This is a genomic window from Caballeronia telluris, from assembly GCF_001544495.1.
Classification (GTDB): Bacteria; Pseudomonadota; Gammaproteobacteria; order Burkholderiales; family Burkholderiaceae; genus Caballeronia; species Caballeronia telluris.
This window is the reverse complement of sequence record NZ_FCNZ02000016.1, coordinates 95791-107845: the sequence shown is the minus strand read 5'-3', so window position 1 is coordinate 107845 and position 12055 is coordinate 95791. Positions and strand designations below refer to the sequence as shown.

Here is a 12055-nt window from a genome sequence, read left to right as displayed (position 1 = left end):
CACTTTCGCACCGCATATTGCACGACAGCGGCGGCGATGCGCGTCTGCTGCGTGGCCCGGACGGATGACGGACAGCTTATTTACGACGGGGCGAGGGATATCTTTAGCGGAAGGCCGAAATACCACCCCCACCGTCACTTCCGCCCGCCACCATTCAGCCTGCGCCACAGCGTCGTCTTGCTGATCCCCAGCGCCTTGCACACCGCATCCCGGTCGCCGTCGCACGAAGCCAGCGCCGCGCGAATCTCGTCCGCCTCGATATGGCGGCTGCGCTCGCGCAGCGTCAGCGCGTCGTCCCGGTCCGCCTGACGCGTCTCGAAGAGTTCCGGCGCGATCAGCCGCAACTCGTCGCCCGAGAGCGCGCTCACGCCGGCGCTCTCCTCATCGGCCAGTTCGACGGCGATCCGTTCGATCACGTTTTGCAATTCCCGCACGTTGCCCGGCCAGCCATACCCGGACAACTCGCCGGCGACGCCGCCAAGCGCGCGCTCGGCCGCCTCGGCAGTCTTGACGCGGACCCGAAGCCGCGGTTCTCGCTTCGCGATCTGCAGCAGCAGTTCGACGGCGAGCGGCATCAGATCCGCCTGCCGCTCGCGCAACGGCGGCAGCGCGATGTTCAGGATGTTCAGCCGATAGTAAAGATCCGCGCGAAACGTGCCGGCCTCGATACCCTCGGTCAGCGCGCGATGGGTCGCGGCGATGACGCGGATATCGACGCGCGTCGGTTCGGTCGAGCCGAGCCGCACGACCTCGCGCTCCTGCAGCACGCGCAGCAGGCGGCTCTGCAATGGCAGCGGCATCTCGCCGATCTCATCGAGAAAGAGCGTGCCGCGATGCGCCGCTTCGATCAGCCCCGCCTTGCCGCCCTTGCGCGCGCCGGTGAAAGCGCCCTCCTCGTAGCCGAACAGTTCGCTTTCCAGCAGCGCTTCCGGGAAGGCGCCGCAATTGATCGCCACGAATGCGAAGTCGCGCCGCGCGCTCAGTTGATGCAGGCTTTGCGCGACCATCTCCTTGCCGGTGCCGCTTTCGCCGCGGATCAGCAGCGTAGCGGTCGATTTCGCATAGCGCTGCACGAGCGAGCGGACGCGCTGCATCGAAGCGCTTTCGCCGATCATGTCGTCGAGCCGGTAACGCGCGGTGAACTGCTGGGTGCGCCGCGTCGAGCGCAGCGTGCGGTCGAGGCGCTCGACCGCGCGCGATTCCTGGAACGTCAGGACCGTTCCGGCGGCCGCTCCGTTCGTCGCGAGCGGCCCGCGATGCACGACGTAGCTCACCCCGCGTACGGAGCCGAGCGCGTCGCCGTCGGCATCGGGGACGGCGGCCGCGATGTCGGGCGCGAGATCCAGCAACGTGCGGCCCACGGCGTCCATTGCATCGATGCCGAGGACCGCAGCCAGGCGCCGGTTGATCGCCTCCACCTTGCCCTGCGAATCGAGCGCGACGACGCCGTCGCGCATGTGCTGCAACAGGTTGTCGAGCCGCTGACGACGCAGCGCCTCGCCGCGCGTGGCCTGCGCGACATCGAGCGCGGTATCGAATGCGGCACGCACCGAGGCGCGCGAGTAGAGAAACACCGCCTCCATTCCGGCGCGCGCAGCGAGATCGGTGACGAGTCCGGGACCGACGACCGCGCCGATGCCCCGGTCGCGCAGATCGAGCACGCAGAGTTCCGCGTCCTCGGCGGACTGGTACGAAGCGAACTCGACGTCGATGCCGTAAGCGGCGGCGAAGCGCCGCAGCTCGTCCGGCGTTTCACCGTGCGTGACGAGCGCCACCGACGCCGCTTCCCGGCGCGCGCGAGCGAGCGCATGCATCACGTCGAAACCGGTCGGGTTGATCAGCACGACGGGAATGGCGACCCGCGGTTTCAGATAAGCCCCGTTCGAGCCGCCCGCGACGATGACGTCCGGTCGCGCATCGCCGGCGGCGGCGATTTCCCTGACGGCGTCCTCGAAGCCGCGCGGCACCACGCGCAAATCCGCGCGGTCGCCGTACTCGTTGGCAATGTCGAAAAACAGGTCGCGCAGCCGGCTGATGCCCATCGCCCAGAGGCGGGGACGCTCGCTGCCAGCGGAAAAATCGGGGGTCATGATTGCCGGGGTTGCTCGGGAAATTTCAGAGCGTCATTATGCGCTCCCGTTTCCAATCTGAATTCGCGATTTCATTAAGGAAACGATTCGGTGGAAATTGAGATATTTAATTTCGTTATAAATCAATGATTTAAGGCTTATAAGCGCCCTGGCCCGCCTCTTGCATGGAAGAGCCATCTTTACCGGAGACACCAATTGGACTCAGCCCGCAAGAACATCACCAGCGCAGGCGCGCGCTTTCGCACTGCCGTGTCGGAAGGACAGCCGCTGCAAGTCGTCGGCGCGATCACGGCGTATGCCGCGAAAATGGCCGAAGCAGTCGGCTTCAAGGCGATCTATCTGTCGGGCGGCGGCGTCGCGGCGAACTCGCTCGGCATTCCCGATCTGGGCATCAGCACGATGGACGACGTACTGACCGACGCGCGCCGCATCACCGATGCGACCGATCTGCCGCTGCTCGTCGATATCGACACGGGCTGGGGCGGCGCATTCAACATCGCGCGCACGGTGCGTTCGTTCATCAAGGCAGGCGTGGCCGCCGTGCATCTCGAAGACCAGGTCGGCCAGAAGCGTTGCGGTCACCGGCCGGGCAAGGAAGTCGTGCCGATGGATGAGATGGTCGATCGCGTGAAGGCCGCCGTCGATGCGCGCACGGACGACCAGTTCGTCATCATGGCGCGTACCGATGCGACGGCGTCCGAAGGCCTCGATTCCGCGATCGAGCGCGCGGTCGCCTACGTCGAAGCCGGCGCGGACATGATCTTCCCCGAAGCGATGCAGTCGCTCGACGACTATCGCCGCTTCAAGGCCGCGGTCAAGGTGCCGATCCTCGCGAACCTGACCGAATTCGGCTCGACGCCGTTCTTCACGACGAGCGAGTTGCGCGAAGCCAATGTCGACATCGCGCTCTACTGCTGCGGCGCGTATCGCGCGATGAACGCGGCGGCGCTGAACTTCTACGAAACGACGATGCGCGACGGCACGCAAAAGGCCGCCGTCCCGACGATGCAGACCCGCGCCGACCTGTACAAGTACCTCGGCTATCACGCGTACGAAGACAAGCTCGACGCGCTGTTTGCCACCAAGAAATAACTTTTGCACGGAGATGACCTACACCATGAGCGAAGCAGACAACAAGACGACCGCCGCCGGCACGTTCAAACCGAAGAAATCGGTTGCCCTCTCGGGCGTGACCGCGGGCAACACCGCGCTGTGCACGGTCGGCCGCACCGGCAACGACCTGCACTATCGCGGCTATGACATTCTCGAACTCGCGCGCGCGTGCGAGTTCGAGGAAATCGCGTATCTGCTCGTGCACGAAAAGCTGCCGACGCAGGCCGAACTCACCGCCTACAAGACCAAGCTCAAGTCGTTGCGCGGCCTGCCGGCCAATCTCAGGCTCGCGCTCGAAGCGATCCCGGCCTCCGCGCATCCGATGGACGTGATGCGCACCGGCGTGTCGGTGCTCGGCACCGTATTGCCCGAGAAGGACGATCACAACATCGCGGGCGCAAAGGATATCGCCGATCGCCTGATGGCTTCGCTCGGTTCGATGCTGCTCTACTGGTATCACTTTTCGCACAACGGCCGTCGCATCGAAGTCGAAACCGACGACGATTCCATCGGCGGACATTTCCTGCATCTGCTGCATGGCGTGGCGCCGTCGAAGTCGTGGGTCGACGCGATGCACGTTTCGCTCAACCTTTACGCCGAGCACGAATTCAACGCATCGACGTTCACCGGCCGCGTGATCGCGGGCACGGGTTCCGACATCTATTCCGCCATCACCGGTGCGATCGGCGCGCTGCGCGGGCCGAAACACGGCGGCGCGAACGAGGCCGCGTTCGACATTCAATCGCGCTATCAGACCGCCGACGAAGCCGAAGCGGACATCAAGCGGCGCGTCGAGAACAAGGAAGTCGTGATCGGCTTCGGTCATCCGGTGTACACGATCTCCGACCCGCGCAACGTCGTGATCAAGGATGTTGCGAAGAAGCTGTCGCAGGAAGCGTCGAACATGAAGATGTTCGAGATCGCCGAGCGGCTGGAGTCGGTCATGTGGGAAGCCAAGAAGATGTTCCCGAACCTCGACTGGTTCAGCGCGGTGTCGTATCACATGATGGGCGTGCCGACCGCGATGTTCACGCCGCTCTTCGTGATCTCGCGCACGTCGGGTTGGGCGGCGCACATCATCGAGCAACGCATCGACAACAAGATCATTCGCCCGAGCGCGAACTACACCGGTCCCGAAGACCTGCCCTTCGTGCCGTTAGCCAAGCGCTGACCGGGAAAGGGGATAATTGATCCGGACGCCGGCAACGATCCCCGATGACTACTATTACTCCCCCACGGTATGAATACTGCAAACCGCAAACCCCTGCCCGGCACGAAGCTGGACTTCTTCGACGCGCGCGCCGCCGTCGATTCCCTCCAGCCCGGCGCGTACGACACGCTGCCGTACACGTCGCGCGTGCTCGCCGAGAATCTCGTGCGACGCTGCCCGCCGGCCACGCTTGCCGCGTCGCTCAGGCAGCTCATCGAGCGCAAGCGCGATCTCGACTTCCCGTGGTTTCCGGCGCGCGTCGTGTGCCACGACATTCTCGGGCAGACCGCGCTCGTCGATCTCGCCGGGCTACGCGATGCCATCGCTTCGCAAGGCGGCGACCCCGCGCTCGTCAACCCAGTCGTGCCGACGCAGCTCGTGGTCGATCACTCGCTCGCCGTCGAGTGCGGCGGCTTCGATCCGGACGCGTTCGAGAAGAACCGCGCCATCGAGGACCGTCGTAATGAAGACCGCTTTCACTTCATCGACTGGACGAAGAAGGCGTTCCGGAACGTCGACGTGATTCCGCCGGGCAACGGCATCCTGCATCAGATCAATCTCGAACGCATGAGCCCGGTCGTGCAGGTGACGGACGGCGTGGCCTTTCCGGACACGCTCGTCGGCACCGACTCGCACACGCCGATGGTCGATGCGCTCGGCGTGATCGCGATCGGCGTGGGCGGGCTGGAAGCCGAGAGCGTGATGCTCGGACGTGCTTCCTACATGCGCTTGCCGGATATCGTCGGCGTGGAACTGAGCGGCAAGCCGGGCCCGGGCATCACCGCGACCGACGTCGTGCTGTCGCTCACCGAATTCCTGCGCAAGGAAAAAGTGGTCGGCGCGTATCTGGAGTTCTTCGGCGCGGGCACCGCGAACCTCACGCTCGGCGACCGCGCGACCATCGCCAACATGGCGCCCGAGTTCGGCGCGACCGCCGCGATGTTCTACATCGACGAGCAGACCATCACGTATCTCAAGCTCACGGGCCGCGACGACGAACTGGTGAAGCTCGTGGAAACGTACGCGAAGCAAACCGGCCTTTGGGGCGACAGCCTCGTGAACGCCGAATACGAGCGCGTACTGACGTTCGACCTCTCGACCGTGGTTCGCACGCTCGCGGGTCCGTCCAATCCGCATCGCCGGTTGCCCGTGTCTGAACTGGCCGCGCGCGGCATCAGCGGCAAGGTCGAAAACGAGCCGGGGCTGATGCCCGACGGCGCCGTCATCATCGCCGCGATCACGAGCTGCACGAACACCAACAACCCGCGCAACATGATCGCCGCCGGACTGCTGGCCCGCAACGCGAACCGGCTCGGTCTCTTCCGCAAGCCGTGGGCGAAGACCTCGCTCGCGCCCGGTTCGAAGGCCGTGACGCTGTATCTGGAGGAAGCCGGGCTGCTGCCGGAACTGGAACAACTGGGCTTCGGCGTCGTCGCGTATGCGTGCACGTCGTGCAACGGCATGTCGGGTGCGCTCGATCCCGCGATCCAGAAGGAGATCGTCGAGCGCGATCTGTACGCCACCGCCGTGCTGTCCGGTAACCGCAATTTCGACGGCCGCATCCATCCGTATGCGAAGCAGGCGTTCCTCGCATCGCCGCCGCTCGTGGTCGCTTATGCGATCGCAGGCACGATCCGCTTCGACATCGAAAAGGATGTCCTCGGCACCGATGCGCAAGGCAACCCGGTGATGCTCAAGGACATCTGGCCGTCCGACGAAGAAATCGACGCGACGGTCGCCGCAGCCGTGAAGCCCGAGCAGTTCCGCAAGGTCTACGAGCCGATGTTCGCGGTGTCGGTCGACACGGGCGAGAAAGCGAAGCCGCTGTACGACTGGCGAGCGCAGAGCACCTACATCCGCCGTCCGCCGTACTGGGAAGGCGCGCTCGCCGGCGAGCGCACGCTCAAGGGCATGCGCCCGCTCGCCGTGTTGGGCGACAACATCACGACCGACCACCTGTCGCCGTCGAACGCGATTCTCGCCGACAGCGCCGCCGGCGAGTACCTGACGAAGATGGGCCTGCCGGAAGAAGACTTCAACTCGTACGCGACTCACCGGGGCGACCATCTGACCGCCCAGCGCGCCACCTTCGCCAATCCGACGCTGCTGAACGAAATGGTGCGCGAGAACGGCAAGGTCAAGGCGGGATCGCTTGCGCGCATCGAGCCCGAGGGCAAGGTTACGCGCATGTGGGAAGCCATCGAAACGTACATGGAGCGCAAGCAGCCGCTGATCGTCATCGCGGGCGCGGACTACGGTCAGGGTTCGTCGCGCGACTGGGCGGCCAAGGGCGTGCGTCTCGCGGGCGCCGAGGCGATCGTCGCCGAAGGGTTCGAGCGAATTCACCGCACCAATCTCGTCGGCATGGGCGTGCTGCCGCTGGAGTTCAAGCCGGGCGTGAACCGCCTGACGCTCGGTATCGACGGCACGGAAACCTTCGATGTGACCGGCGAGCGCAAGCCGCGCGCGGACCTCACGCTCGTGATCCATCGCCGAAACGGCGAACGCGTGGAAGTACCCGTCACGTGCCGTCTCGACACCGCGGAAGAACTGTCGATCTACGAGGCGGGAGGCGTGTTGCAGCGATTCGCGCAGGACTTCCTCGAATCGTCGCAGGCGGCCGCCTGAAGCACCTTGAAACGGAGGGCACACCGCGCGCCCTCCTCTCGAACAACGCACACGACATGACCATGACCCACGCTCCACAGATCAGGATTCCCGCCACCTACATGCGCGGCGGCACCAGCAAAGGCGTGTTCTTCCGCCTGCAGGACCTGCCCGAGGCCGCGCAGGTTCCCGGCGCCGCGCGCGATGCGTTGCTGCTGCGCGTCATCGGCAGCCCGGACCCCTATGGCAAGCAGATCGACGGCATGGGCGGCGCGACGTCGAGCACGAGCAAGACGGTGATCGTCGCGAAGAGCAGCAAGCCGGATCACGACGTCGACTATCTGTTCGGTCAGGTCGCCATCGACCGCGCGTTCGTCGACTGGAGCGGCAACTGCGGCAATCTCTCCGCCGCCGTGGGACCGTTCGCGATCACGAGCGGCCTGATCGATCCCGAGCGCGTGCCGGATAACGGCGTCGCCATCGTGCGCATCTGGCAGGCCAATATCGGCAAGACGATCATCGCGCACGTGCCGGTCACAAAAGGCGCCGTGCAGGAAACCGGCGACTTCGAACTGGACGGCGTGACGTTCCCCGCGGCCGAAGTGCAACTCGAATTCATGAACCCGGCGGCCGAAGAAGACGGCGCGGGAGGCGCGATGTTCCCGACGGGCAATCTCGTCGACGATCTCGACGTTCCGGGCATCGGCACGCTGAAGGCCACGATGATCAACGCCGGCATCCCGACGATCTTCCTGAACGCGGAAGCCATCGGCTACACGGGCACCGAGTTGCAGGACGCCATCAACGGCGATCCGAAAGCGCTCGCGATGTTCGAGACGATCCGCGCACACGGCGCGGTCCGCATGGGCCTGATCGGACACATCGACGAGATCGCCAGCCGGCAGCACACGCCGAAGGTCGCCTTCGTGGCGAAACCGGCGGGCTATGTGGCGTCGAGCGGCAAGCAGATCGGCGCCGAAGACGTGGATCTGCTGGTACGTGCGTTGTCGATGGGCAAGCTGCATCACGCGATGATGGGCACGGCGGCGGTCGCGATCGGCACCGCGGCTGCGATTCCGGGAACGCTCGTGAGTCTCGCGGCGGGTGGTGATGCGCGCGACGCCGTGCGCTTCGGACACCCGTCGGGCACGCTGCGCGTGGGCGCGCAGGCCGCGCTCGTCGACGGCGATTGGTCGGTCACCAAGGCCATCATGAGCCGCAGCGCGCGGGTGTTGATGGAGGGATGGGTGCGCGTGCCGGCTTGAGCGTGGACGGCGTTCGCGAACGGCGAACGCATGTCCATCGCATCACATCACATCACATCGCAAGCGATTGAAGAAGTCGATTGAGGTTCTGGGGCTGCACATGGATGAGGCCGCCGCGAGGGCTGTCGACGTCCGATATAAGCGCAAGCGACAGTGAGATGGTGAGCGGAAGAATGGTGAACAGCAATCCTGTTCGAAGTTTTCCCCGGCCGCCATAGCCTTGCACGACACAGGCAATGAACGCAATGGTGAACATGAGGAACCACGCGCCGACAGGAATGTGATTGATCCGCGCCGCCTCCGAATAATCCTGCGAATTGAGTACGTCGTTCATGCCGGTGACGACGGTCGCACCGATAGGCGTGGGTTGGTTTTTGGCTACCTCGATTGCAAGGAGCCATAGGTCGGACTGCAACTTGCTCGTATCGCGATCGATGCGTGCAAGTTCCTGTGAATCTCGCGTCTGAAAATGGGTCAGTCGCAGTCTTGCATAGCGGAGAAGCTCACTTTTCAGCTGTGCCCGGATCGCAGCATTTGTCAGGTCCGCTCTGGCGTACTCGGTGCCTATCGCATTTGCTTCGCTTTCTTCGAGTGTCTTGCGCTGGTCGTAGCGGCTCACGGCCATCGAAAGGCTAAAGCCGATCAGCAACGCCAGTAATGTCAGGGTCGAGGTCTGCACTACGTTGAACTCGTCCCTCGCTTCGTCGGAGAGCGGGACAACACGCCTCAACACGAGCGCGCCGAGCGCTACCGCCGCGATAAAACCCAGAAGAAGCACGACGAACAGGACGGCCGGGTGGTCGACGAATGCAGCCATGCGACGCCTCCATCGAGAGACTTTCAATACGTACGGAAACCTCAACGATCACGCGGCGGAGCAAACGCGATTCATCTGCCGGCGATGTCGCGCATGCCGAGCCTCTCAAGGTGAGCGCCGGCCGTCAGTTTCCACTCGGCAATGGTATGTTATAGCCATTCTTCTCCAGCTCGTCGCGGACATACTTGAACCGTTCATATTGCGTGAGCGTGATCGGCCCCGAGTACCCTTCGCTCTGCAACTTGCGAGGCGGATACTTCACGTAAGACTTCATTAGCTCCGTCATCGCTAAGTTGAACGTGGGCAGTGTCCAGGTGTGCTCCGTGTAGTTGTTCATGAAAATGTCGTAACGCTCCTGCGGGTCCTGGTAAAGATCGAACACCTGCGGAACCGTCGCCACGTAACTCTCGGGTCCTTTCCAGCCGAGATTCGTGTCGACCGCGAGACCGCCTGTCTTCACGCCCGAGTCGCCGCGGAGATTGAACACCGCCTTGAACTGGCCGACGCGCACGGCACCCGGCGTCAGTTCGTTTTCCGTGAAATAGAACCACGAATTGCGCTTGCTCTTGCCGGTGCCGAACAGCACGGGCGACATGTCGTAGCTGTCGAAGATGATCGGCTTGCCTTCGCGATCGTTCTTCGGCAAGTCGACGCCCGCCAGCGCCGCGAAGGTCGCCATGCAATCGAGGCCGCCCAGGATGTCGAAGTTGCGCGAGTGCGGCTTGATCTTGCCGGGCCACCACGCGATGGCCGGTACGCGCGCACCGCCTTCCCGGTCGGTCCCCTTGGTGCCTCGGAACGGCGTGTAGCCCGCATCGGGATAGACGTCTTGCCACGCGCCGTTGTCGGTCGTGAAGAAGACGAGCGTGTTCTTGTCGAGGCCTTTTTCGCGCAGCTTGTCCATGATGCGGCCGACGCGGGCGTCGAGTTCGACGAGCGAGTCCGCGTATTTCGACTTCGACAGCGATTTGCCGATGTAGTCCGGATCGGGCATATTCGGCTGGTGAACCTTCATGAAGTTCACGTTGATGAAGAACGGCTGTCCTTTCTGCGCGGCGTCGTCGATATCGTCTAGCGCGGCTTTCTCGATATAGCGATCCACGAACGGGATGCCGACAATCCGTTTGTCGGGCTCGTTCTGATATTGCCCGTTAAGCTTGAAATCCTCGTGCGCTTTCTCGCCGGCCTTGCCCGAAAGCATGCCCGTCGTCACCTTGATGAACATGTCCCGGGTCTGCTGGTCCATGTCGGGAAACCACTTCGGATCGGAATACGTGTACGCGTTGAGGTGATACAGGCCGACGTATTTCATGTCGTCGTAACCTTGTGCATTGGGGAGCGCATAGTCCGCTTCGCCAAGATGCCATTTACCCGTGAAGTACGTGTTGTATTTCGCCTGTTTCAATACCGACGCCAGCGTCCATTCGGCTTTGGGCAGCCCGCCGCCCTGTCCCTGGAACGCGACGGTGGTCATGCCGCTGCGATTGGGGTTGCGGCCCGTCTGAAGGGCGGCGCGGCCGGGCGTGCAACTCGGCTGGCCGTAGAAATCGTAGAACGTCATGCCCTCGTCGGCCAGCCTGTCGAGGTTCGGCGTCGGGATGCCGCGTCCCTCGCCGCCGCCGTAGGCGCCGAGGTCGCCCCAGCCGACGTCGTCGCCGACGATCAGCACTATATTGGGGCGCGTCGGCTGCTGCGAATCCGTCTGCGCCTGCCCGGGATTGGCGATGCCAAGCAGGCTCGCCGTCACGAGCGTGAGCAAAGCGCATGCACGTCGGCTGGGCAGGCTAAAAAAGCGCATTCCAAGTGTCATGGACTTCCCCTCAGTTTCGACCATGCCTGACGGTGACGAACGTCTCGTTCATCGCTTCAATCGGCGCCACCAATCTGATTTCGCAACCAATAACGTTTTAGCGGCGAATGGACAAGCGATTTTTTGGCGGGTCGTAGGCCACCGCCTCGCGGCCGGCGACGCAGCGTGCTTCTAGCCAATTCGGGGTCCACGCTTGATGGAGGAGTTAAGTGCCACGCTCAAGTTCTTGAGCAAGCCCGATGAGAATTCCTTCGGGGCCTCGGATGTAGCAGAGCCGATACGCGTTTTCGTACTGCGCCACTTTGCCGACGAGTTCCGCGCCGTGTTTAGCGAGACGGGTGAGCGTATCGTCGATGTCCTCCACGGTGAACATCACGCGCAGGTAGCCGAGGGCGTTCACCGGGGCGCGACGGTGATCGGCAGCCACCGATGGCGCAAGGAATCGGGATATCTCGAGCCGGCTGTGACCGTCCGGCGTACGCATCATCGCAATTTCGACGCGCATGCCGCGCAATCCGGTGACGCCATCTGCCCAGTCACCTTCGATTGGCGCGCGCCCTTCGAGCTCAAGGCCAAGTTCGGCAAAAAACGCAATGGCCGCATCAATGTCTTCAACCACGATGCCGACGTTGTCCATACGCTTCACCGTCATGACGTCTCCTTGTCGCCGAGCCAAAGCGCCGATCGTAGCACCGTGCGCTATTCGTCTAACGGCAACAACGCCAAGAGCATGCGTCGCAACTCTCGAACTTCGGCCGGCGTCAGCTTCGCAGTCAGAATGCGCTCCACTTCCTCGACGCGCGGCCGCAACGTCGAAAGCTGCTTCTTGCCGGCTGACGTCAGAAACAGCACGTAGCTACGCTTATCGACGGGATCGTCGGAGCGTTCGATCAACTCATTGCGGACCATGCGTGCGACGAGATCGGCAATCGTCGACCGGTCCACGTCGAGCTCATCGCCGAGTTGGCGCTGGTTGACTCCCGGCGTCCTCTGCAGGATTTCGAGCGCCGCGTACTGGACGCTCGTGATCTCGGCGGACACCTCGCTTTGCCATACAGCCGAATGCCGCTGTTGAGCGCGGCGGACAAGGCTGCCGGTGAATTTGGACAGCGCGGCTGGGTGATCGATTTTGGCTGGCACTTT

General features: G+C 63.6%; 9 protein-coding genes. 4 read left to right on the top strand and 5 right to left on the bottom strand.

What is annotated here, in order from left to right:
- Positions 1-134: 134 nt before the first annotated feature.
- Positions 135-2090, bottom strand: a complete 1956-nt coding sequence (gene prpR / locus AWB66_RS20850; RefSeq protein ID WP_087632071.1) for a propionate catabolism operon regulatory protein PrpR — start codon at positions 2088-2090, stop codon at positions 135-137.
- Between the two features lie 195 nt (positions 2091-2285).
- Between prpR and prpB the strand changes: the two genes are divergently transcribed.
- From prpB to prpF, 4 genes are all read left to right on the top strand, one after another.
- Positions 2286-3182 (top strand): methylisocitrate lyase, encoded by an 897-nt coding sequence (gene prpB / locus AWB66_RS20845; protein ID WP_087632070.1) that lies wholly within the window; start codon positions 2286-2288, stop codon positions 3180-3182.
- A gap of 25 nt (positions 3183-3207) precedes the next feature.
- Complete coding sequence (gene prpC, locus AWB66_RS20840) at positions 3208-4374, top strand: bifunctional 2-methylcitrate synthase/citrate synthase (protein ID WP_087632123.1); 1167 nt, start codon at positions 3208-3210, stop codon at positions 4372-4374.
- Positions 4375-4443: 69 nt separating this feature from the next.
- Entirely contained in the window at positions 4444-7041 is a 2598-nt protein-coding gene (acnD, locus tag AWB66_RS20835) for a Fe/S-dependent 2-methylisocitrate dehydratase AcnD (protein WP_087632069.1), read from the top strand.
- Positions 7042-7103: 62 nt separating this feature from the next.
- Positions 7104-8285 (top strand): 2-methylaconitate cis-trans isomerase PrpF, encoded by a 1182-nt coding sequence (prpF, locus tag AWB66_RS20830; protein ID WP_087632122.1) that lies wholly within the window; start codon positions 7104-7106, stop codon positions 8283-8285.
- 52 nt (positions 8286-8337) lie between these two features.
- On the opposite strand, the gene AWB66_RS20825 is transcribed toward prpF, so the two are convergent.
- The 4 genes from AWB66_RS20825 to AWB66_RS20810 all read right to left on the bottom strand — a co-directional run bounded on the left by AWB66_RS20825 (position 8338) and on the right by AWB66_RS20810 (position 12052).
- The gene (locus AWB66_RS20825) at positions 8338-9102 is read right to left on the bottom strand and encodes a bestrophin-like domain (RefSeq protein ID WP_087632068.1); all 765 of its coding nucleotides are present in this window, start codon (positions 9100-9102) and stop codon (positions 8338-8340) included.
- A gap of 124 nt (positions 9103-9226) precedes the next feature.
- Positions 9227-10912, bottom strand: a complete 1686-nt coding sequence (locus tag AWB66_RS20820; RefSeq protein ID WP_087632121.1) for an arylsulfatase — start codon at positions 10910-10912, stop codon at positions 9227-9229.
- A gap of 205 nt (positions 10913-11117) precedes the next feature.
- Positions 11118-11564, bottom strand: coding sequence for a VOC family protein (locus AWB66_RS20815; RefSeq protein WP_087632067.1), 447 nt, complete (start codon positions 11562-11564; stop codon positions 11118-11120).
- Positions 11565-11611: 47 nt separating this feature from the next.
- Positions 11612-12052, bottom strand: coding sequence for a MarR family winged helix-turn-helix transcriptional regulator (locus AWB66_RS20810; protein ID WP_087632066.1), 441 nt, complete (start codon positions 12050-12052; stop codon positions 11612-11614).
- Between the last annotated feature and the right edge of the window lie 3 nt (positions 12053-12055).

Excerpts from the sequence above, each read along its gene's own strand:
- prpR (WP_087632071.1), bottom strand. The coding sequence starts at position 2,090 with ATGACCCCCGATTTTTCCGCTGGCAGCGAGCGTCCCCGCCTCTGGGCG.
- prpC (WP_087632123.1), top strand. The coding sequence starts at position 3,208 with ATGAGCGAAGCAGACAACAAGACGACCGCCGCCGGCACGTTCAAACCG.
- acnD (WP_087632069.1), top strand. The coding sequence starts at position 4,444 with ATGAATACTGCAAACCGCAAACCCCTGCCCGGCACGAAGCTGGACTTC.
- prpF (WP_087632122.1), top strand. The coding sequence starts at position 7,104 with ATGACCCACGCTCCACAGATCAGGATTCCCGCCACCTACATGCGCGGC.
- AWB66_RS20825 (WP_087632068.1), bottom strand. The coding sequence starts at position 9,102 with ATGGCTGCATTCGTCGACCACCCGGCCGTCCTGTTCGTCGTGCTTCTT.
- AWB66_RS20820 (WP_087632121.1), bottom strand. The coding sequence starts at position 10,912 with ATGACACTTGGAATGCGCTTTTTTAGCCTGCCCAGCCGACGTGCATGC.
- AWB66_RS20815 (WP_087632067.1), bottom strand. The coding sequence starts at position 11,564 with ATGACGGTGAAGCGTATGGACAACGTCGGCATCGTGGTTGAAGACATT.